This window comes from Ruegeria sp. R8_1 (genome assembly GCF_017743815.1).
Lineage (GTDB): Bacteria > Pseudomonadota > Alphaproteobacteria > Rhodobacterales > Rhodobacteraceae > Ruegeria > Ruegeria lacuscaerulensis_A.
The window spans coordinates 385,540-407,574 of record NZ_JAGHRL010000004.1; the positions used below are offsets into that span (position 1 = coordinate 385,540).

The window sequence follows — 22,035 nt, forward strand, 5'->3', positions numbered from 1 at the left end:
TTCCCCCCGAAGGTATTTTTAGCCAGATGAAGAGCGGATCGGATTTAAAGGACAAGGTGGTCGCTCGGGCATTGAGCGAGGGGTTTGTGTCCTGTCGTGTGTGTCGGCCCTGGGATGTGCCGGAAGTGCCTGCGCGGTTACAGGCGTTTTTGGATGCCGGGTATCACGGGCAGATGGGTTGGATGGCCGAGCGGACCCATTGGCGGGGCGATCCGTCGGCTTTGTGGCCCGAGGCGCGGTCGGTGATCATGCTGTCCGAAAGCTATGCGCCTGAACATGATCCGACGGAGGTTTTGGCCTATCCGGATCGCGCGGCCATTTCGGTTTATGCCCAGAACAAGGATTACCATGATCTGGTCAAAAAGCGCCTGAAACGTCTGGCGCGCTGGTTGATTGCCGAGGCTGGCGGCGAGGTTAAGGTGTTTGTCGACACCGCGCCGGTGCCTGAGAAAGCGCTGGGCCAAGCGGCCGGGTTGGGATGGCAGGGGAAGCACACCAATCTGGTCAGCCGGGATTGGGGGAATTGGGCTTTTATAGGGTCTGTTTTTACCACTCTGGAGCTGCCGTCGGACAGGGCCGAGGTGGATCATTGCGGCTCGTGTCGTGCTTGCCTGAACGCCTGTCCGACAGATGCGTTCCCTGCCCCTTACAAGCTGGATGCGACGCGTTGTATTTCCTATCTGACCATCGAGCATAAAGGCCCGGTGGATGAGGAATTGCGCGCCAAACTTGGCAACCGGATTTATGGTTGCGACGATTGCCTGGCGGCCTGTCCGTGGAACAAGTTTGCCGTAGCGGCCAGTGACATTCGCTATGCCGCGCGCGAGGATCTGAAGGCCCCCGCCCTGGCGGACCTGGCGGCGCTGGATGACGCGGCGTTCCGGGCGAAATTTTCCGGATCACCGATCAAACGCATCGGACGGGATCGGTTTGTGCGCAATGTGCTGTATGCGATTGGTAATTCCGGATTGCCCGCCCTGAGGCCGGTGGCGCGGGGGTTAGTGGACGATCCGGATGCATCCGTGGCTGACGCCGCGCGCTGGGCGGTGCAACAACTGTCATAAGTGCCGCAAACAGGCTGGACGTGTCGGTCCAAACCGCTACACCCAATTCAGCGAACAGGAAGGAGAACCCGATGGCGCTGGCTTTGGGGGTGGATACGGGCGGAACCTATACGGATGCGGTACTGATCCGGGATGAGGCTGAGGTGATCGCGTCGGCCAAGTCGCTGACCACGCGGGCAGACTTGGCAATCGGTGTGGGCAAGGCGATTTCCGCTGTGTTGGAGCAGGCGGCGGTTGGTCCTGAGCAGATTTCGATGGCATCTTTGTCGACCACATTGGCCACCAATGCTCTGGTCGAGGGGCAGGGCGGGCGTGTGGCGCTGGTCTATATCGGGTTCAAGGAAGGCGATTTGGATCGGCACGGGTTACGCGACGCGTTGAAGGATGATCCGGCCTTGGTTATTGCTGGGGGTCACAGTCATGCGGGGGGCGAAGCCACGCCGTTGGATGTGGCCGCGTTGGAGGCCTTTTTAGACACTCATAAAGGCATTTCCGGCTTTGCTGTGGCCGCGCAATTTGCCACGCGCAACCCCGCGCATGAGTTGGAAGCGGCGCGGATTATTACCGAGCGGACGGGGGCTCCGGTCACCTGCTCGCATCACCTGTCGGCCAAGCTGAACGGCCCGAAACGGGCGGTGACGGCTGTATTGAACGCGCGGCTGATCGGGATGATCGACCGGCTGATCGGACGGGCGCAGGATCTGTTGCTGGCGCTGGGTATCACCGCGCCGATGATGGTGGTGCGTGGCGATGGCGCGTTGATGAGCGCCGAGCAGGCGCGGGAACGCCCGATCGAAACGATCCTCAGCGGGCCTGCGGCCTCGATCGTGGGAGCCAGCTGGTTGACGGGGGCCGAGAATGCCCTTGTGTCGGATATTGGTGGGACGACCACGGACATCGCCGTGATCTGCGACGGCAAGCCAGCGATTGACCCCAATGGTGCACAGGTCGGCGGTTTCCGCACTATGGTCGAGGCGGTGGCGATGCGCACCCATGGGCTGGGCGGCGACAGTCAGGTGCATGTGGTGACCGAAGGCTTGGGCGGCGGCGTTGTCCTTGGGCCGCGCCGGGTTTTGCCAGTGTCGCTGATCGCAGCCGAGGCCCCGGATGTGGTGCATGCTGAGTTGGACAAACAACTGCGCGCGACCACCGTAGGGGAACATGACACGCGGTTCGCGCGTCGTGTGCCCGGTATCCACGCCGAAGGGCTGGGCGCGCGGGAAGAGGCGCTGTTGGACCGTCTTTGTGATCAGGTTCTGCCGCTGAGCGATCTGTTGCGCACACGGATGGAGAATGGCGCTCTGACGCGGTTGGTGGATCGCGGGATCGTTCAGGTCTCGGGCGTGACGCCGTCGGATGCCAGTCATGTCTTGGGACGGCTGGACGCATGGGATGCCGAGGCTGCGCGCAAAGCGCTGGAACTGGTGTCGCGCAAACGGGTTGGGTCAGGCGATGTGCTGGCGAAAAACCCAGAGGCTTTGGCGCAGATGATCGTCGATCAATTGACGGAACAGACCTCTTTGACTTTGTTAGAGACTGCTTTTGCCGAAGAGGCTGAGGATTTCGGCTTCCCCCCCGCCGATCTGGCGCGGCATGTTCTGACCCGTAAGGGGTTGGCCGGGCATCGGGGCCTGCTGGCGTTGGATGCTGCGCTGAACGTGGATGTGATCGGGTTGGGTGCCTCGGCCCCCAGCTATTATCCGGCGGTCGGGGAGCGTTTGCATTGCAAGATGATCTTGCCCGAACATACCGGCGTGGCCAATGCCATTGGCGCGGTCGTTGGTCGCTTGACCTTGCGCCGGGCGGGAACTGTCACCTCACCGTCTGAGGGCAAGTTCCGGGTGCATCTTGAGGACGGACCGCAGGATTTCAACGACTCCGAGGCGGCGTTGTCGCTGCTGGAATCCGTGCTGCGAAGCGAGGCTGAGGGCGCGGTACGCGATGCCGGGGCCGAAGATATCCGCGTGATCGTTGACCGCGACATCCGCACTGCCCGCGTCGAGGCGCAGGAGGTGTTTGTCGAAGCCATGATCACGGTTGAAGCCAGCGGCCGCCCAAGGGTTGCCGCCGGCTGATCGCTTATTCTGCCGCGTCGCGTTTGGGCAGAACCCAGTCGGGGCGCGGGAAATGGCAGGTATAGCCGTTGGGGATACGCTCCAGATAGTCCTGATGCTCGGGCTCGGCGTCCCAGAAATCACCGACAGGCTCCAGTTCTGTCACGACCTTGCCGGGCCACAAACCGCTGGCGTTCACATCCGCAATCGTGTCCAAGGCCACCTGTTTCTGTGCGTCATCGACATAGTAGATGGCCGAACGATAGCTCATCCCGCGGTCATTGCCCTGACGGTTTACCGTGGTCGGATCGTGGATCTGGAAGAAGAACTCCAGCAGGTCACGATAGCTGATCTGCGCCGGGTCAAAGAAAATCTCGATCCCTTCGGCATGGGTGCCGTGGTTGCGATAGGTGGCGTTGGGGACATCGCCGCCGGTATAGCCGACGCTGGTGCGGGACACGCCCGGCAGCTTGCGGATCAGGTCCTGCATTCCCCAGAAACAACCTCCGGCCAGGACAGCGCGTTCTTCGGTCATTGGATTTCCTCCACATGGATCAGATAGTCGGCATAGCCTTCGGCCTCCATGTCATCGCGGTGGACAAACCGCAAGGAGGCCGAGTTGATGCAATAGCGCAGCCCGCCATGTTCGCGCGGCCCGTCGGGGAAGACGTGGCCCAGATGGCTGTCGCCGTGTTTTGAACGCACTTCGGTGCGGATCATACCATGGGTGGTGTCGCGGAACTCTTCCACATACTCGTGCACGATGGGTTTGGTGAAACTGGGCCAGCCGCAGCCGGATTCGTATTTATGGGTCGAGGCGAACAGCGGCTCGCCCGAGACGATATCCACATAGATCCCCGGTTCCTTGTTGTTCAGCAGCTTGCCGGTGCCCGGTCGCTCGGTCCCGCTGTTCTGCGTGACATGGTACTCTTCGGGCGAGAGGGCGGCGATGGCCTCGGGGGATTTGGTGTATTGGGTCATGGATCCTCCGGTCGGTTGACTTGCACTAATATTTGGGGGCTGGGGCGCAGAAATCAAAGCCTGATTCTTGCACCTCGCGCCCTCGTGCGTTGATCCGGCGGGCGATTTGGCGCGTATACTGGGGCAGAGGAGGGTTCACCATGTTCCGTATCTTGCTGTTGACCGCTTTGATTCTGACCGGACGCACAGTGCAGGCTGCGCCGTTGAGCGGAGAGTTTCCGTCGATCGACGGCGGCACCTTGTCGATTGCGGATTGGCGCGGGCAGCCGGTTTTGGTGGTGAACACGGCCTCGCATTGTGGCTTTACCGGGCAATACAGCGCGCTACAGCAGGTGCATGAGGCTTATGGCCCGCGTGGTCTGGTCGTGTTGGCGGTGCCGTCGGATTCCTTCAACCAAGAGTTGGGATCGGCGGAAGAAGTCAAAGAGTTCTGTGACTTCAACTACAACCTGACCCTGCCGATGACCGATATTACTCCGGTCAAAGGGGCCGAAGCACATCCGTTCTACAAGTCGGTGGCGGAGCAGACCGGGTTTGAGCCGCGCTGGAACTTCAACAAAATCCTGCTGGACGGTGATGGCACGGTGGTTGCCACCTATGGATCATCTACGCGCCCCGATTCCCGGCAGGTACTTTCTCAGGTCGAGGCTTTGCTGCCCTGAGCAGGTTGGCGTGATAGCTGCACGGCCAGAATGCCGGCGGTGGTGATCAGGACACCAACGGCATCCAGTGGGCCGAGTTTCTCCCCCAGAAGCAACGCAGCAATCGTCACACCGAAAACAGGGTTGAGGAAGTGGAAGGTGGCTGCGCGGGTCGCTCCGATCCGGTCCAGCAGCAAGAACCAGATCAATGTGGCCAGCAAGCCGGGGAATAGGGTTGTGTAGGTGAAAGCCAGCGCCAGCGGAACGGTGGGGTGGATATAGATCGTCTCGAATACCGGTGCGGCGATGAACAGAACGGCTGAACCAACCAGCATCTGCAACCCCACAACCATCATGAAATTCCCGCCCGAGGTCGCCCCGCGCACCGCCAAGGTGGCGAAGGTCAGCGCCAAGGCTCCAACACCGCAGAGCATCACGCCGAACATATCAACGCCCGCGCTGATGCGGCTGCTCATGATCAGGGCGACGCCTGCAAACCCTGCCAGCAGGCCGATCACGCCCATGGGCCGCAGACGATCACCCAGAAACAGCCAACTTGCCAGCGCCACCAGCAATGGCATGGTCGAGGCGATGATAGCCGCAACCGAGGCTTCGACCGTTTGCATTGCGTAGAAATTCAGACCCAAATACAGGGCATTTTGGCAGATTCCGAACAGGATGGTTGCGTACCATTGTTGCGGCGTCAGCCGCCAGCTCTGCCCCATTGCGCGCGCAATGGCTACGCCGATCAGCCCCGATACCAAAAACCGCAACGCCAGCGAAAACAGCGGTGATGCGTCCATCACGATGATCCGCGCCGAAGTAAAGGCCGACGACCAGATCAGTGCAAATGTCAACCCCATGGCCATGGCGCGCAGATCCATCGCCCATCCCCTTTGTTGGTTTCGCGCACTGTTCCTTAAATCAGTAAGGGTCGCAAGATGTACCGTCTGGCCGTACGAGCTAGGAACCTAATAGGAGCACGACACGCACAGCGCATATTTTATATCTGACCGGAGTTGGAGTTACTTTTCGGCACGCTAGATCATAAATGATCACAACGAAGGCGAACCCTGTTATGTTGGAAGAGAAGCGAAAAGATCTGGATTCAGAGCGGCAGAAAAAACTGCTGTTTCGGCTTGTGGATGAACTCAGCCAAACCTCGCCTGATCTGTACTATCGCCCGACCAGTGAGATCGCGACGTACCTTGAAACGTATATTCGTAAGGAAGCGAAACTGTCTGCAGACGATCGGGCCTTGATGAACCGGCTCAGCCGTCGTGATCTGGAAGTGCTGTTAAGTTTGCACTGATCCCAAAGAAAAAGGGCCCCCAACCGGCGGCCCTTGATCGTATCTCTGTAAAGGCTGTGATCAGCCGTTAACGCTGTCTTTCAGAGCTTTCGCAATGGTCATCTTGACCACCTTGTCGGCCTCTTTCTTGAACTGCTCGCCGGTGGCGGGGTTGCGCACCATGCGCTCGGGGCGTTCGCGGCAGTAGATTTTGCCAACGCCGGGCAGGGTTACTGCGCCGCCGGCGGATACTTCGCGGGTGATCAGGCCGGTCATGGCCTCCAGCGCGGCATTCGCGGCTTTCTTGTCAGTCCCCATTTCCTCAGCGAGAGCAGCAACCAGCTGAGTCTTTGTCATAGGCTTTGCCATTTCTTGGTCTCCTTAACGTGCCCGATGTCTTGGGCCTCACCGCGTAACTGTAACGGGATATTGTGGGCGAACACAACGAATAGTAGCGCGGAAAACCCTAAAAATAGGGGGAAAACGTTGCTTTTTTGCTTCAGAGAAAGGCTGTTTCGTCGAAAGAACGCAATTTCCGGCTGTGTAGGCGTTCAAGCGGCATGCCTCGCAGGTGTTCCATCGCGCGAATTCCGATCGCCAAATGGCGGCTGACCTGCGTGGTATAGAAGTCCGAGGCCATGCCCGGAAGCTTCAATTCCCCGTGCAGCGGTTTGTCCGAGACACAGAGCAAAGTGCCATAGGGCACCCGGAATCGATAACCATTGGCGGCGATCGTGGCGCTTTCCATATCCAGCGCGATTGCCCGCGACTGGCTGAGGCGCTGCACCGGGCCGGACTGGTCGCGCAGTTCCCAGTTGCGGTTATCGACCGAGGCGACAGTGCCGGTACGCATGACGCGCTTCAGCTCGTAGCCGTCCAGTTCTGTCACTTCAGCCACGGCGCGCTCCAGCGCCACCTGCACTTCGGCCAGGGGCGGGATGGGGACCCAGACAGGCAGGTCATCGTCCAGCACCTTGTCTTCGCGCAGATAGGCATGGGCCAGCACGAAATCCCCCAGCGCCTGCGTGTTGCGCAAGCCGGCGCAATGGCCGACCATCAACCACGCATGCGGGCGCAGCACTGCGATATGGTCGGTCGCGGTTTTTGCGTTGGATGGCCCTACCCCGATATTGACCAGCGTGATCCCTGACCCATCGGCGCGTTTCAGGTGGTAGGTCGGCATCTGAGGCAGCTTCAGAGGCTGCTCCAAAACACCATCGGCCGATGTGATCTGCGCATTCCCGGTCGAGACGAAGCTGGTATAGCCGCTTTCCGGGTCAGCCAGTTGGTCGCGGGCGTAGTTCTCGAACTCGGACACGTAGAACTGGTAGTTGGTGAACAGCACATGGTTTTGGAAATGGCTGGGATCTGTGGCGGTGTAATGCGCCAGACGGGCCAGCGAATAATCCACACGCTGGGCGGTGAACAGCGCAAGCGGGCCAATCTCGGTTTCGTGGTCATGCACCCCGTTGACGATATCGTCATTGGTGGTCGTCAGATCCGGCACGTCGAACACATCGCGCAAGGTGAACCCCGCCGCGCCCTGGTGGGGCACCACAAGGTCAGGGTTATTGGCCACGGCGAAATGCACCGGGATCGGAGTATCCGAGGCGCCAATCGTCACCGGTTGGTCATGGTTTTTGATCAGCAGGGCAATTTGTTGGGTCAGATAGGCCCGGAACAGATCAGGCCGTGTGACCGTGGTGGCATGGGTGCCGGGTTCCGAGACGTGACCAAAGCTCAGACGGCTGTCCACATGCGCGTACGAGGTCGTTTTGATGCGAATCTCTGGGTAATAGGCTCTGAATCGCTCGGACGGAGTGCCTGCCTCCATCGCTTTGGCGAAGTTTTCGCACAGGAAACTTGTGGCCTTTTCATACAGCTCTTCCAGGCGCGCCACAGCGGCGGCTGGGTCGGTGAATTTCTCGGGGCTTGGGACGTCGGGTGTTCTTATTATTGTCATGCGAGGAGTTCCAAAAGGTCGATCTTTTCAAATGTCCGCACATCCACCAGCCCAAGGTCGGAAATCCGCAGTTCGGGGATCACGACAAGGGCCAGCAGCGAGTGCTGCATATAGGCGTTGTTCAACTGACAGCCGCAGTCCTGCATCGCCTGAACCATCCGGTCCGCCTTGGCGGCCACGTCTGCGGCGGGGCTATCGGACATTAGGCCCGCGATGGGCAGTTCTACCAGCGCCAGTTCCTCACCGTCGCGGAACAGGGTAATGCCGCCGCCCACCTCGGCCAGACGGTTTGCCGCCAGTGCCATCTGTTCGCGGTCGGTCCCCACCACGATCATATGGTGGCTGTCATGCGCCACGGTCGAGGCCATGGCCATGCGCCCTTGATACCCAAAGCCCGAGACAAAGGCGTTCGTGACCCCGCCGGTCGCGCGGTGGCGCTCGACCAACGCGATCTGGCAGACCTCGCCTTCGCCCTCAACCAGCCCGCCGATGATGGGCAATTCCGCCTTCAGCGCCTTGGTCGGGGCCTGATTTTCCACCACGCCGATAACATTGGCCCGCACGCGGTTGGCGCCCTCGGGGGCTTTGATTTCGAAATCCGTATCGGTCAGTGCATGACCCAGATGCACCGTATTACGCGCGCTGTCCGGCCAGTTCAAATGCGGGCAATCCACGGTGATCGCGCCATTTTCGGCGACGATCTGGCCGCGGGCGATGACCACTTCGATCGGCAGCTCTGTCAGATCGGAACTGAGGATGATATCCGCCCGCCGCCCCGGAGTGATTGAGCCGATCTCGCGTTCCAGCCCGAAATGGGTGGCTGTGTTGATCGTCGCCATTTGCAGTGCGATCAGCGGGTCACAGCCGCAGGCAATCGCGTGACGCACCACGCGGTTCATATGCCCGTCATTCACCAAAGTGCCCGAGTGGCAATCGTCGGTGCACAGGATAAAGCCACGCGGGTCCAACCCCTTTTCGGTCACCGCCGTAATCTGGCTTTCCACGTCATACCAGGCCGAGCCCAGCCGCATCATCGACCGCATCCCCTGCCGTACCCGTGCTATGGCGTCGGCTTCGCAAGTTCCCTCGTGGTCGTCAGCGGGCCCACCGGCCACATAAGCCGCGAAATCAGGCCCTAAATCGGGCGAAGCGTAGTGTCCTCCCACGGTTTTGCCCGCATTCTGAGTTGCCGCGATCTCGGCTAGCATCTTGGGGTCGCCGTTGATCACGCCGGGGAAGTTCATCATCTCACCCAACCCGATGATGCCGGGCCAGTTCATCGCTTCGGCCACGTCCTCGGGGGTGATCTCATAACCCGTTGTTTCCAGCCCCGGTGCTGATGGCGCGCAAGAGGGCATCTGGGTGAAGATGTTCACCGGCTGCATCAGCGCCTCGTCATGCATCATGCGCACGCCGTCCAACCCCAGCACATTGGCAATCTCATGCGGGTCGGTGAACATAGAGGTGGTGCCATGGGGGATGACCGCGCGGGCAAATTCGGCCGGGGTCAGCATCCCTGATTCGATATGCATATGAGCGTCGCACAGACCGGGCAGCATATAGCGCCCATTGGCCTCTATGATCAGCGTCTTAGGGCCGATGCAATGCGAGGCATCCGGCCCCACAAAGGCGATGCGCCCGCTGGCGATGGCAATGTCGTGATCCGGCAGCGCCTCGCGGGTGTGGACATTCACCCAGATCCCGCCGCGCACGACCATGTCGGCTGGATCACGTCCAGCGGCAACAGCGATCAATCGGGGGGCGGTGTCGGGCCAAGTTGGGAAAGGCGTATATTCCATGGCTCAACTTTTCTGAATGTGTCCGAAGGTGCAACCCCCACTGAGCATCTATCATCAAACCGTCACGCAGCGCGTCAGCGCTGCCCGGCCCAACCAGAGGAGGGGGCGCGCAAGCGCCCCTGACGATGGGCGGGAGCGTCTACCCCGCCAGATCGCGGGCAATTTCCTGCCGCACCCAGTCTGCGAACAGGACGGCCCCCGGCGTTTCCTCGGCCTGAGGCGACAGCAGCAGGTAATAAGCCTCGGGCATCTGTGCGCGGTACTCAAACGGGGCCACCAGTTGTCCGCGCTCGATCAGGTCGCGGGCGATGGTGTCATGGGTCAGGCAATACCCACCCCCGGCCATGGCCACAGACAGGCTAACCAGATAGGTTGTCGAATAGGTAATGGGTGAATTTTCCCAATTTAGACCCTGTTCAGTGATCCAATTCTGCCAATTCGACAACAGGTTCGAGCAATCAAACAGGGGCTGTTCCTGAATATCTTCCAGCCGCACTTCATAGCCCGGCGCGCAGACGGGATAATAGTGATCTGTACGCAGCAACTCGGTGCGTACCGTGTCGGATGGGCGCAGAGAGTATCGGATCTCAACCGCCGCGCCCTCGGCCATTTCGCGCGGCTCCCAGAGTTCGGTGAAAATGTTCAGCTGCACATCCGGGTGCGCCGCCCGGAACCGGGGCAGGCGCGGCCCCAGCCAGTTCACCGCAAAGGTGATGTTGCTCTGAACCTGCACCGCGTTCTGCTGCGCGCCGGTGACGGCCTGCGTGCCACGCACCAGCGTACGAAACGCCTCACGCACCACGGGCAGATAGGTGATTCCGGCCTCGGTCAGTTCCAGTGCGCGGGGACGGCGCAGAAACAGGGGTTGGCCCAGATAGCCCTCAAGCGATTTGATCTGCTGACTGACCGCGCTTTGCGTCATGTTCAGATCACGCGCCGCACCGGTGAACGACAAGTGTCGCGCGGCGGCCTCGAACGTCCGCAGCCAACCCAGCGGAGGAAGTGAATTCTGCATTGGCATAACCTCACCATTAGTTCAGCTAATGAAATAGGTGCGATTTTTTCGTTGGTCAAATCCGTCTTGCGTCGCCACCTTCTTGAGAAACCAGATGGAGGAGCCCGCCATGACCGTCACCGAATTGCGTCCCAATATCGACCACTGGCCCGAGCGGGTCGATCTGGCTGCCACCTTCCGCTGGACCGAACGCCTGAACATGCACGAGGCCGTGGCTAACCACTTCAGTTTGGCGGTCAACGAGGACGGAACGCAGTTCCTGATGAACGCCAATCAGATGCATTTCGCGCGGATCACGGCCTCGAACCTGTTGCTGCTGGATGCCAATGACCCCGGTGTGATGGCCCAGCCCGGCGCGCCGGACCCAACGGCCTGGGGCCTGCATGGCTCAATCCATCGGCAGTGTCCCCATGCGCGCTGCGTAATGCATGTGCATTCCATCTTTGCGACCGTTCTGGCCTCGTTGGCGGACAGCACTCTGCCGCCGATCGACCAGAACACGGCCACCTTCTACAACCGCTATGTGGTGGACCAGGAATTCGGCGGGCTGGCCTTCGAAAGCGAAGGGGAGCGTTGCGCCGCCATGCTGTCGGACCCGAAGAAAAAGGTCATGATCATGGGCAACCATGGCGTGCTGGTGACTGGCAGCGATCCGGCGGATACGTTCAACCGCCTCTATTACTTTGAACGCGCGGCCGAGACCTATATCCGCGCGCTGCAAACCGGCCAGCCCCTGCGTGTCTTGTCTGATGAGATTGCGGAAAAGACCGCGCGGGAACTGGACGACTACCCCGATCAGGCCGAGGCGCATCTGCGAGAGATCAAAGCTCTGCTGGATGCCGAAGGTTCCGATTACGCCAGCTAAAGGGGATTGCCATGACAGACGCTGCCCAAGACCCCGAAGCCGCCCGGTGGCACTATCACCCCGAAGGTCCGGTGGGTTTGAACCCGCTGTTCGCGTGGCCTCCGCGCCCCGCCTCCGTTTTGAAATGGTATAGTGGGGCGTGGTTGCAGATTACCTCACTGACCCTGTGTATGGGGTTGGCAATTGTTGTATATACCTTGTTTTTCCCTGCGTTAGAGACGATGAAGAGTTTTGCTGCAGGGTGGATGTTTCGCATATGGCTGTTGAACATGGTGCCTCAGATATTGGTGGCGGGCGGGCTGCATTGGTGGCTTTACATGCGCAAGGGGCAGGGCATGTACAAAAAGTTCGACCGTCGCGACCTGACCCGGAACAACGGCAATTTCACTTTCCGCAATCAGGTCTGGGACAATATCTGGTGGACGCTGGGCAGCGCCATGACCGTGGCGACCGTGTATCAATGGGTGATCTATTGGGCGATGGCTAATGGGTATGTGCCGACAGTCACTTGGGCCAGCGCGCCGATTTGGTTTGTCGTCTGGATGTTGTTCATCCCGATGTGGTCTGGCCTGCATTTCTATTGGGTGCATCGGCTGGAGCATCACCCAAAGCTCTATAAACACGTCCACGCCGTGCATCATCGCAACGTCAATATCGGCCCGTGGTCAGGGATATCGAACCATTGGTATGAAAACCTGCTGTATTTCACGACCTATTTCATCCACCTGATCGTGCCGTCCCACCCTCTGCATCTTCTGTTTCACACGTATTTCCAGCAGATCAGCCCGGTTCTGTCCCATTCAGGGTTCGAAAAGCTGAAAGCCGGAGAAACTGAAGCAGCCCGCGCGGGGGACTTTTTCCACCAGCTTCATCACCGGTATTTCGAGTGCAACTATGGCACCTCGGAAATCCCCTTCGACAAGTGGTTTGGCACCTATCACGATGGGTCTGCCGAGGCGACAACGCGGACGCGGGCCTACAAGAAACAGATGTATACCTAACTCGTCCGCAGCGCGCGTGGCGTGATCCCAAACTCGGCCCGAAAGGCTCGGGTTAGGGCGCTGGGGTCGTCATAACCCGCGCGCAGTGCGATCTCGGCAATGGTCAGGTCGGTCTCGGCCACCAGTTTCCGGGCCAGGTTCAGGCGCAGGCGGCGATAGACCTGCGCCGGGCCTGCGCCCAGTTCGGTCTGCATTCGGGCCGCAAGCGCCTTTTGCGAACGTCCAACCCGGCGGGCAATCTCGGGGATGGGCAAGGGCATTTCCAGATGTTCCTGCATCAGCGCCAGCGCCTTGTTCACATAGCTGCTGGTCGCCCCCGCCCCGCCGGAATGAGACCTTGCGGAATCGCGTGTCATGAAAAGCTGTGCTACCTCCAGCGCCAAAGCCTGCCCGTGGTCTCGCCCAATCAGGTGCAGCACCAGATCAAACGCGGCCATTGCTCCAGAGCAGGTGATGCGGTTGCCGTCGATGACATAGCGTTCGCGACGGGCGTCGACCTCGGGGAACCGTTCGGCAAAACTGCCCAATTCTTCCCAGTGGATCGTCGCACGGTGCCCGTCCAGCAATCCGGCCAGCGCCATCAGCCAGCTTCCGGTGTCCAGCCCGGCCAGTACGCTGTAACGCCCCGCGGCGGACCGCAACCCCGCCAGCGTCCGCCACACGCCATGGGCCCGATACCCGTAAGAGGGCATGATGAGCAGTGTATCGCCGCGTGCATTCTGCAAGATGTCGTGTGGTGCAACCTGCAGCCCCGAAGATGATGTGACGGGTGCACTATCCAGCGACAGGAACTGCCAGTCATACAGCTTGCGCCCGGCGATGGAATTCGCCGCCCGCAAGGGTTCGACCGCATTCGCAAGGCAGTGGTTGGAAAAGCCGTCGAACAGAAGCACTCCGATTTGCTGCGGTGAAGCGGGTAATTTGATCCAATCCTGCATGATAAAGGTGTATTTGTGCACGTTTAGCTTGGCAAGCCACATCAGGATATCGGCAACCCCAGATGTGGAGACCCCCGATGCAATATGGCCTGTCCGACGAGCAAGAGATGATCGCCGCGACCGTTCGCAGCTTTGTCGAAAACGAAATCTACCCGCACGAAGAGCTGGTCGAGCGCACTGGCGAAGTCCCGCACGAGATCGCCGCCGAGATCAAGCGCAAGACAATCGAGTTGGGTTTTTACGCTTGCAACTTCCCCGAAAGCGTCGGCTGTGCCGGGCTGAACCATCTGGAATTTGCGCTTGTTGAACGCGAGCTGGGCCGGGGGTCGATGGCGCTGAATCATTTCTTCGGACGGCCTCAAAATATCCTGATGGCGTGCGAGGGGGATCAGATCGACCGCTATTTGATGCCTGCCGTCCGGGGTGAAAAGATGGACGCGCTGGCGATGACTGAACCGGGGGCGGGCTCGGACGTGCGGGGGATGAAATGCGCCGCCGTACGTGATGGGGGGGATTGGGTGGTCAATGGCACCAAGCACTTCATCTCGGGCGCGGAACATGCGGATTTCATCATCGTCTTCATCGCGACCGGCGAAGATCAGACGCCGAAAGGCCCCAAGAAACGCATCACTGCCTTTCTGATCGATCGCGGCACTCCCGGCTTCACAATCCGGGATGGTTACAAGTCGGTCAGCCATCGCGGCTATAAGAACATGGTGCTGGACTTCGACGATTGCCGCTTGCCGGATGCGCAGGTTCTGGGCGAGGTCGATGGCGGGTTCGAGGTCATGAACACCTGGCTTTACGCTACGCGGATCACCGTTGCTGCCATGTCGGTCGGGCGCGCGCGGAGGGCTTTCGACTATGCGCTGGACTACGCTGCGACGCGCGAGCAATTCGGCCAGAAGATCGGCAAGTTTCAGGGGGTCTCATTCCAGATCGCCGACATGATCACCGAGATTGACGCCGCCGATCTGCTGACCCTTGCCGCCGCCGATCGACTGGACAAAGGGCTGCCCGCCAACCGTGAGATTGCCTCGGCCAAACTGTACGCTTCTGAAATGCTGGCCCGGGTGACGGATGCGGCCATTCAGGTGCATGGCGGCATGGGGCTTATGGACGACTACCCGCTGGAGCGTTTCTGGCGTGACGCGCGTGTCGAACGCATCTGGGACGGAACCAGCGAGATTCAGCGCCACATCATCAGCCGCGATCTGCTGCGGGCGCTGGGCGCATGACGACAGCGCTGGCCCGAGCGCTGAACCCTAAAACCATCGCCGTGATCGGCGGAGGCGCGTGGTGTGCGGCGGTCATCGAACAGGCGCGCAAATTCGGGTTCAAGGGCGAGATTTGGCCGGTCCATCCCAAAGCGGTCGAAGTTGCAGGGGAGCGTGCGTTCGCAACGCTCGAAAACTTACCCTCTGCACCTGACATGGCATTTATCGGGATCAACCGCCACGCAACCGTCGAGGCGGTTGCGGTTCTGTCCGCGATGGGTGCGGGTGGTGCGATCTGTTTCGCCTCGGGCTTTACCGAGGCGCAGGCCGAAGACCAATCAGGCGCAGGCTTGCAGGATCAACTGACCGCCGCCGCCGGAGAGATGCCGATTCTGGGGCCGAATTGCTATGGTTTCGTCAACGGGTTGGACCGCGTGGCCGTATGGCCCGATCAGCACGGCATGCGACCTGTGGATCGCGGAGTGGCGATCCTGACGCAAAGCTCGAACATTGCCATCAACATGACCATGCAGCGCCGCGCTTTGCCGTTGGCCTTCATGCTGACCTGTGGGAATCAGGCGCAGACGCATCAAGCCGAGATTGCCTCGGCGTTGTTGGATGACGACCGCATTACGGCCATCGGCGTGCACATCGAAGGGTTTGGCGATCTTCGCAAATGGGAGGCGCTGGCCCACAAGGCCCGTCAGCGCGATGTCCCGATTGTCGCGCTTAAAATGGGGCGCTCGGCCCATGCGCAGGCGGCGACGATCTCGCATACAGCCTCGCTGGCGGGGCAGGATGCAGGCGCGCAGGCGTTTCTGGATCGGTTGGGGATTGCCCGCTTGGATGACATCCCCAGCTTTCTGGAATGCCTCAAGCTGTTGCATGTGACCGGGCGTCTGGACAGCAATGGGCTGGGTACGATCAGTTGCTCGGGGGGCGAGGCCAGTTTGGCCGCGGACATGGCCGAGGGGCGCGATCTGCACTTTCCGCCTCTGACAGACAGGCAACGCACCGATCTGCGCGCGGCATTGGGGCCGATGGTGGCGCTGGCGAACCCGCTGGACTACCACACCTATATCTGGCGTGACACGCAGGCGATGACGCGCGCCTGGTCGGCGATGATGGGGCCGGAAAAGGCTCTGACTATGGCCATTGTGGACTATCCGCACACTGATCAGACGGATTGGAGCTGCGCGACCCAAGCCGCACTGAATTGTGTGGCCCAAACCGGGCGGCCCTTTGCAGTGACCGCAACTCTGCCCGAGTTGATGCCCGAAGACGTCGCGCAGCGCCTGATGGATGGCGGCGTTGTTCCCTTCGCCGGGCTGCATGAGGCACTGTCGGCTGTCGAAGCGGCAGCGCGCCCTGCAGGTCAGGACTTTGATCCCGTGATCCTTCCCACTACCGCCCTTCCAGACGTCACGCTGACCGAGGCGGAGGCCAAGGACCAGCTTGCAGCCTTTGGTGTGTCCACTCCGAAAAGGCGGGTGATGCAGGCCGATGCCGCCAGTGCGTGTGACATGACCGGTCCTTTCGCCGTCAAGGGCGTAGGACTGGCCCATAAGTCGGATCACGGGGCGGTTCAGTTAAGGGTCAGCGCGGACGATCTACCAGCGGTCGCGGCCCGGATTGGCACCCATGAAGTTCTGATCGAAGAAATGGCGCCCGAAGGCGTGGCAGAGTTGCTGGTCGGTGTCACCTGCGATCCGGCCCATGGCTATGTTCTGACATTGGGTGCGGGCGGGGTGTTGACGGAAATCCTGCGGGATTCGGTGTCCCTGCTGATTCCGTCGCCTCGGAACGTGGTTGAAAAGGCGCTGGGCGAGCTGACCTGTGCGCCGTTGCTGGCTGGCTATCGCGGCAAACCCGCAGCCGACATGGGCGCGATTCTGGACACGGTCGAGGCTGTTCAGGCCTATGTTATTGCCAACGCGACCCATGTCAGCGAAGTTGAAATCAATCCGCTTATCTGCGGCCCTAAAGGGGCGGTGGCGGTGGATGCTCTGATCCGAAAGGCACGCACATGAACCCGGTCAAAACCCAGCGCGATGGCGCGATTCTACTGGTCACTCTGGACCGCCCCAAAGCCAATGCGATTGATCTGGCCACCAGCCGGGTGATGGGCGAGGTGTTTCGGGATTTCCGCGATGACCCGGACCTGCGCGTGGCGATCATCACCGGCGGAGGGGACAAATTCTTTTGCCCCGGCTGGGATCTGAAGGCCGCCGCTGACGGAGACGCGGTGGATGGTGACTATGGCGTGGGCGGTTTCGGCGGGTTGCAAGAGCTGCGCGATATGAACAAGCCCGTGATTGCGGCCGTCAACGGGATCGCCTGCGGCGGTGGGCTGGAACTGGCGCTGAGTGCCGACATGATCATCGCCGCAGAGCACGCGAGCTTTGCCTTGCCCGAAATTCGGTCGGGCACCGTTGCGGATGCGGCCAGCGTCAAACTGCCGAAACGCATCCCCTATCATATCGCGATGGAACTGCTGCTGACCGGACGCTGGTTCACTCCGGATGAGGCCAAGAACTGGGGTCTGGTCAACGAGATCGTGCCCGGCGATCAGCTGATGGACCGAGCATGGGAACTGGCGCGTTTACTGGCCAGCGGGCCGCCTCTGGTCTATGCAGCGATCAAAGAGATCGTGCGCGAGGCCGAAGACTCCAAGTTTCAGGACGCCATGAACCGGATCACACGGCGGCAGTTGCCGACCGTGGATACTCTGTACGGGTCCGAGGACAATCTGGAAGGTGCTCGCGCCTTTGCTGAAAAACGCGATCCGGTCTGGAAGGGGCGCTAAACTCGTTCGAACAGGGCGATCAAAGCCGTATCGTCCTTGTTTGGGCCGTTGGCAAGTTCGCCGTAGATTCGAACCTCGGGTAGGGCGAGATTCCTGATCTGGCCTTGTGCCAGTTTGTGCAGAGCTTCGGCAAATCCCAGTTTTTCATAGTGCTGCGCGTTGATCGACAGGGCGAATTGCGCTCCGGGGCGGGCGACGCGCAGCAAGGGTATCAAAGCCTCGGGGCCCAGATGGCCATGGGTGAAGGTGCCTGACGACACGACGCCCGAGTAGTTTTCGCGCGGAACCGGGATGCCCTCGTTCAGGTCAGCTTCTATCGCGTCGCGGTAGATATCCTTGCGCATGGCCTGATCCAGCATCTCGGCGCTGATATCGGTGGCGTCGATAGGTCCGACACCCAAACCTGCAAGAACGGCTCCGCACAATCCTGTTCCGGCTCCGACATCCAGCACCGGACCCTGACCCCCTGCGCCGACAAACGCACGGGCGGTGCGGATATGCAGCTGGTAATCCTCTCGGGTGGCAAAGCCTTCGTCATAGTCCCCGGCCCATTCGGCATATAGCCGTCGGTTGTCTTCGGGTGTTTCCAGCGCATAAGCCGTGTGCAGATCGGGGGTTTTGTCACTCATGCCTAAAAGAAAGGCGCATTGAGAGATTCGAATCAAGTATCCCGTCGACCCCGCTTGCATCCGGTGGATTTGCGGATCATCAATGGCGGCATGACAGGTACTCTATTTTCGTTTGGTCATGGCTATTCCGCGCAGGAGTTGACGCGACTGCTGGCGCCCCATGGATGGCGGGCTACCGGAACCACGCGGGATCCGGCGCAATCACCGGCTTTACGGGCATCTGGGGCGGAACCAGTTGTCTGGCCGGGACAGCAGGTCAATCTGGACGGGGTGACGCATCTGCTGATCTCAACGGCACCCAATGCTGATGGCGATCCGGTTCTGGCAACGCTGCACGACGAAATCACGGCACGGGCTGCACAGTTCAAGTGGGTTGGGTACTTGTCCACAACTGCGGTTTACGGTGATCATCAAGGTGCGTGGGTAGATGAATCCACGCCTGCGACGCCCACCGCCCAACGCGGCAAATGGCGGGTTCAAGCCGAGCAGCAATGGTTGAGTATTCCGAACCTGCCGACCCATATCTTTCGGTTGGCCGGGATTTACGGTCCCGGACGCGGTCCATTTTCCAAACTGAAACGCGTTGGCATGCGGCGGATCATCAAGCCGGGACAGGTATTCTCTCGCATTCATGTGGCCGACATTGCGCAGGTCCTTGCTGCGTCCATGTCTACGCCCAATCCGGGGGCCATATATAACGTCTGCGATGATGAGCCGGTCCCTCCGCAAGACGTAATTGCCTATGCGGCGGAATTGCAGGGACTGCCTTTACCACCCGCGGTCCCGTTTGATGAGGCGGAACTAACCCCCATGGCGCGTAGCTTCTACAATGAGAACAAGCGCGTCAGGAACGACCGGATCAAGGATGAACTGGGCGTGAAGCTTCTGTATCCTGATTACCGGGTTGGCTTGGACTCGTTGACGCGGGACGGATGATCTATTTATGATAATTTTTAGTTATCACAATCATCCGAAAACAAAACTTTTTAGCATAGCTTGAATTTGCTAGGAGTCGCGTCGACAAGACCCGAGAGTCGCTGTTGCCCGCCCTGCTGCCTGCGCGAATTTTCGCCGCGCCTGTAGGATGGATAAAAGTGTCATCTATATGTGTTCTTGACCGACCGAGTTTTTAGCGGCGTCACAGCGCCGGAATTTTGCCAGGAATGGAGATCGACATGGACGGAAGTGATAACCCCAAAGCAGGCGGATGCCCTGTCATGCACGGCGCGGGAACCCGGTCTAACCGGGACTGGTGGCCGAACCAGCTGAATCTGTCGATCCTGCATCAGCACGGACCGGCCTCGAACCCGATGGATGCGGATTTCGACTATGCCGAAGCGTTCAAGGCGCTGGACATGAAAGCGCTGAAGGAAGACCTGTATGCGCTGATGACGGATTCGCAGGACTGGTGGCCAGCAGACTATGGCCATTACGGCGGGTTCTTTATCCGTATGGCGTGGCACAGCGCGGGCACCTACCGGACGGCAGATGGCCGTGGAGGAGCTTCGACCGGGAACCAGCGGTTTGCGCCGCTCAACAGCTGGCCGGACAACGGCAACCTGGATAAAGCGCGCCGGTTGCTCTGGCCGATCAAGCAGAAATACGGCAACCAGATTTCCTGGGCCGACCTGATGATTCTGGCGGGCAACTGCGCCATCGAATCCATGGGCGGCAAGACTTTCGGCTTTGCCGGTGGCCGCGAGGATATCTGGGCCCCCGAGGAAGACATCTATTGGGGCACCGAGACCGAATGGCTGGCCCCCACCGACAACCCGAACAGCCGTTATTCCGGCGAGCGCGATCTGGAAAACCCGCTGGCCGCTGTGCAGATGGGCCTGATCTATGTGAACCCCGAAGGCCCCGACGGCGAGCCGAATGTGCTGGCCTCGGGCCGCGACATCCGCGACACCTTTGGCCGGATGGCGATGAATGACGAGGAAACCGTTGCTCTGATCGCCGGGGGTCACACCTTTGGTAAGGCGCACGGTGCAGGCGATCCCGATCTGGTTGGCCCCGAACCCGAGGCCGCCCCGATTGAGGAAATGGGCTTTGGCTGGATCAACAAATTCGGTTCGGGCAAGGGCGACGACACCACCACCTCGGGCATCGAAGGCGCATGGACCGCGAACCCGATCAAATGGGACAATGGCTATTTCGACCTGCTGTTCGGCTATGACTGGAACCTGACCAAAAGCCCCTCGGGCGCCTATATCTGGGAGCCGGTGAACGTCAAAGAAGAAGACATGGCCCCGCAGGCCCATGATCCGTCGAAAAAGGTCAAAACCATGATGACCACCGCCGATATGGCGATGCGCATGGACCCGATCTATGGCCCGATCTCGAAACGCTTCCACGAGAACCCGGACCAGTTCGCCGATGCCTTTGCCCGCGCCTGGTTCAAGCTGACCCACCGCGATATGGGTCCGCGTTCAAACTACATCGGCCCGGAGGCTCCGACCGAAGAACTGATCTGGCAGGACAACGTCCCCGCCGTGGATCACGATCTGGTGGATGACGCGGACGTAGCCGACCTGAAAGCCAAGATCGCAGCCACCGGCCTGTCGGTGTCCGAGTTGGTGTCGACCGCTTGGGCCTCAGCCTCGACCTTCCGTGGGTCGGACAAGCGTGGAGGCGCGAACGGTGCCCGCATCCGTCTTGCTCCCCAGAAAGACTGGGATGTGAACGAGCCGATGAAACTGTCGAAGGCGCTGTCCGCGCTCGAGGGCGTTCAGGCCGCGTTCAATGATGCGCAGTCGGGCGGCAAAAAGGTCTCGCTGGCGGATGTGATCGTTCTGGCCGGTGGCGTGGGCATCGAACAGGCGGCCAAAGCTGGCGGTCAGGATGTTGAGGTTCCCTTCACTCCGGGCCGAACCGACGCGTCGCAAGAGCAGACGGATGTCGATAGCTTTGCCGTGATGGAGCCCATCGCTGATGGCTTCCGCAACTACCAGAAAGGTGACTATACCGTTTCACCCGAAGAGCTGCTGGTGGACCGCGCGCAACTGCTGACCCTGTCCGCGCCTGAAATGACCGCACTGGTCGGCGGTCTGCGTGTGATGGGTGCCAATTTCGGCGACAGTAAGCACGGTGTGCTGACGGATCGTGTGGGGACGCTCAGCACGGACTTCTTTACCAACCTGTTGGACATGAGCACCGAATGGAAGCCCGCAGGCAAGGGCGTCTATGAAGGCCGTGACCGCGCCAGCGGTGAAGTCAAGTGGACCGGCACCCGAGTTGATCTGGTCTTTGGCTCGAACTCGCAACTGCGGGCGCTGGCCGAGGTCTATGGTCAGTCCGGGGCCGAAGCCAAGTTCACCGCCGATTTTGTGTCCGCTTGGACCAAGGTGATGAATGCGGACCGGTTCGACCTGAATTAATTTAGACTACCACCACTCACAAAACGACGCCGCGCGGGGGAACTCGGGCGGCGTTTCTTTTGGCTGGATCCAGCAGGCGTACCAAGCATTGGGTACGATTCCACAAAAAGCGTTCGTGCTTCAGGATTAAGACGCGTCCATGGTCGGGTATTTGATCCTGTTTGTGAAGGTAACTTATTGTTTTTATTAAGATCAGGAAGTTTCTTCTGAGAAATGTAAAGTTTTTTCAAAATGGGGGTTGCAGGTCCCAGACCTAATCCGTAAATACCCCTTCACCGGCGCTGCTGAGGCGGTGCTGGGACGCGGCGGTAGCGGCGGAGACGCTCGGGAGAGACCGGGGGCATCTGAGGTTGTTGATTAGGCGGGCGCGCTGATTTGATTGGCGCAACGGTCT

General features: G+C 60.3%; 20 protein-coding genes. 11 read left to right on the forward strand and 9 right to left on the reverse strand.

Features of this window, described 5'->3' with window-relative positions:
* The first annotated feature begins 26 nt into the window (after nt 1-26).
* Both queG and J7380_RS12160 read left to right on the forward strand, forming a co-directional pair.
* Nucleotides 27-1,064 carry a tRNA epoxyqueuosine(34) reductase QueG gene (gene queG, locus J7380_RS12155; RefSeq protein ID WP_209196061.1) on the forward strand — a complete coding sequence of 346 codons (1,038 nt, stop codon included), beginning with the start codon at nt 27-29 and terminating at the stop codon, nt 1,062-1,064.
* A gap of 71 nt (nt 1,065-1,135) precedes the next feature.
* The gene (locus tag J7380_RS12160; RefSeq protein ID WP_209196062.1) at nt 1,136-3,139 is read left to right on the forward strand and encodes a hydantoinase/oxoprolinase family protein; all 2,004 of its coding nucleotides are present in this window, start codon (nt 1,136-1,138) and stop codon (nt 3,137-3,139) included.
* Between the two features lie 4 nt (nt 3,140-3,143).
* On the opposite strand, the gene msrA is transcribed toward J7380_RS12160, so the two are convergent.
* Nucleotides 3,144-3,653: a peptide-methionine (S)-S-oxide reductase MsrA gene (msrA, locus tag J7380_RS12165; RefSeq protein ID WP_209196063.1), complete on the reverse strand. Its 510-nt coding sequence runs from the start codon at nt 3,651-3,653 to the stop codon at nt 3,144-3,146.
* Complete coding sequence (gene msrB / locus J7380_RS12170; protein ID WP_209196064.1) at nt 3,650-4,099, reverse strand: peptide-methionine (R)-S-oxide reductase MsrB; 450 nt, start codon at nt 4,097-4,099, stop codon at nt 3,650-3,652. The genes msrA and msrB overlap by 4 nt, the downstream gene beginning before the upstream one ends.
* A 140-nt stretch (nt 4,100-4,239) precedes the next feature.
* Here msrB and J7380_RS12175 point away from each other — a divergent pair, with 140 nt between their 5' ends.
* Nucleotides 4,240-4,761 (forward strand): glutathione peroxidase, encoded by a 522-nt coding sequence (locus J7380_RS12175; protein ID WP_209196065.1) that lies wholly within the window; start codon nt 4,240-4,242, stop codon nt 4,759-4,761.
* Here J7380_RS12175 and J7380_RS12180 read toward each other — a convergent pair.
* On the reverse strand, nt 4,737-5,624 hold the full coding sequence (locus J7380_RS12180; protein ID WP_209196066.1) for a DMT family transporter: 888 nt from the start codon (nt 5,622-5,624) through the stop codon (nt 4,737-4,739). The genes J7380_RS12175 and J7380_RS12180 overlap by 25 nt on opposite strands.
* 167 nt (nt 5,625-5,791) lie before the next feature.
* Here J7380_RS12180 and J7380_RS12185 point away from each other — a divergent pair, with 167 nt between their 5' ends.
* Entirely contained in the window at nt 5,792-6,052 is a 261-nt protein-coding gene (locus J7380_RS12185; RefSeq protein ID WP_247742513.1) for a hypothetical protein, read from the forward strand.
* Between the two features lie 60 nt (nt 6,053-6,112).
* Here the strand turns inward: J7380_RS12185 and J7380_RS12190 are convergent, their stop codons facing one another.
* The 4 genes from J7380_RS12190 to J7380_RS12205 all read right to left on the reverse strand — a co-directional run bounded on the left by J7380_RS12190 (nt 6,113) and on the right by J7380_RS12205 (nt 10,808).
* A complete protein-coding gene (locus J7380_RS12190; protein WP_039533371.1) occupies nt 6,113-6,400 on the reverse strand; it encodes an HU family DNA-binding protein in 288 nt (95 codons plus the stop codon).
* A gap of 130 nt (nt 6,401-6,530) precedes the next feature.
* Complete coding sequence (locus tag J7380_RS12195; RefSeq protein WP_209196067.1) at nt 6,531-7,994, reverse strand: AMP nucleosidase; 1,464 nt, start codon at nt 7,992-7,994, stop codon at nt 6,531-6,533.
* Complete coding sequence (gene ade / locus J7380_RS12200; RefSeq protein ID WP_209196068.1) at nt 7,991-9,793, reverse strand: adenine deaminase; 1,803 nt, start codon at nt 9,791-9,793, stop codon at nt 7,991-7,993. The genes J7380_RS12195 and ade overlap by 4 nt, the downstream gene beginning before the upstream one ends.
* Nucleotides 9,794-9,932: 139 nt before the next feature.
* The gene (locus J7380_RS12205; protein ID WP_209196069.1) at nt 9,933-10,808 is read right to left on the reverse strand and encodes a LysR family transcriptional regulator; all 876 of its coding nucleotides are present in this window, start codon (nt 10,806-10,808) and stop codon (nt 9,933-9,935) included.
* Nucleotides 10,809-10,917: 109 nt separating this feature from the next.
* On the opposite strand from J7380_RS12205, the gene J7380_RS12210 reads away from it, so the two are divergent.
* Together J7380_RS12210 and J7380_RS12215 are read left to right on the forward strand one after the other, a co-directional pair.
* Nucleotides 10,918-11,673 (forward strand): class II aldolase and adducin N-terminal domain-containing protein, encoded by a 756-nt coding sequence (locus J7380_RS12210; protein ID WP_209196070.1) that lies wholly within the window; start codon nt 10,918-10,920, stop codon nt 11,671-11,673.
* A gap of 11 nt (nt 11,674-11,684) precedes the next feature.
* Complete coding sequence (locus J7380_RS12215) at nt 11,685-12,674, forward strand: sterol desaturase family protein (RefSeq protein ID WP_209196071.1); 990 nt, start codon at nt 11,685-11,687, stop codon at nt 12,672-12,674.
* Here J7380_RS12215 and J7380_RS12220 read toward each other — a convergent pair.
* The gene (locus tag J7380_RS12220; RefSeq protein WP_209196088.1) at nt 12,671-13,612 is read right to left on the reverse strand and encodes a GlxA family transcriptional regulator; all 942 of its coding nucleotides are present in this window, start codon (nt 13,610-13,612) and stop codon (nt 12,671-12,673) included. The two genes, J7380_RS12215 and J7380_RS12220, sit on opposite strands and share 4 nt — an antisense overlap.
* 77 nt (nt 13,613-13,689) lie before the next feature.
* Between J7380_RS12220 and J7380_RS12225 the strand changes: the two genes are divergently transcribed.
* From J7380_RS12225 to J7380_RS12235, 3 genes are read left to right on the forward strand one after another with little or no spacing between them, the layout of a single operon-like run.
* Nucleotides 13,690-14,850, forward strand: a complete 1,161-nt coding sequence (locus J7380_RS12225) for an acyl-CoA dehydrogenase family protein (protein WP_209196089.1) — start codon at nt 13,690-13,692, stop codon at nt 14,848-14,850.
* Nucleotides 14,847-16,859, forward strand: coding sequence for an acetate--CoA ligase family protein (locus J7380_RS12230; RefSeq protein WP_209196072.1), 2,013 nt, complete (start codon nt 14,847-14,849; stop codon nt 16,857-16,859). The genes J7380_RS12225 and J7380_RS12230 overlap by 4 nt, the downstream gene beginning before the upstream one ends.
* On the forward strand, nt 16,856-17,635 hold the full coding sequence (locus J7380_RS12235) for a carnitinyl-CoA dehydratase (RefSeq protein WP_209196073.1): 780 nt from the start codon (nt 16,856-16,858) through the stop codon (nt 17,633-17,635). Before J7380_RS12230 ends, J7380_RS12235 begins: the two co-directional genes overlap by 4 nt.
* Here J7380_RS12235 and J7380_RS12240 read toward each other — a convergent pair.
* Nucleotides 17,632-18,264: a class I SAM-dependent methyltransferase gene (locus J7380_RS12240; protein ID WP_209196074.1), complete on the reverse strand. Its 633-nt coding sequence runs from the start codon at nt 18,262-18,264 to the stop codon at nt 17,632-17,634. The two genes, J7380_RS12235 and J7380_RS12240, sit on opposite strands and share 4 nt — an antisense overlap.
* Nucleotides 18,265-18,354: 90 nt before the next feature.
* Between J7380_RS12240 and J7380_RS12245 the strand changes: the two genes are divergently transcribed.
* Both J7380_RS12245 and katG read left to right on the forward strand, forming a co-directional pair.
* Nucleotides 18,355-19,200, forward strand: coding sequence for an SDR family oxidoreductase (locus J7380_RS12245; protein ID WP_209196075.1), 846 nt, complete (start codon nt 18,355-18,357; stop codon nt 19,198-19,200).
* A gap of 239 nt (nt 19,201-19,439) precedes the next feature.
* A complete protein-coding gene (gene katG, locus J7380_RS12250; RefSeq protein WP_209196076.1) occupies nt 19,440-21,641 on the forward strand; it encodes a catalase/peroxidase HPI in 2,202 nt (733 codons plus the stop codon).
* Nucleotides 21,642-22,035 lie beyond the last annotated feature (394 nt).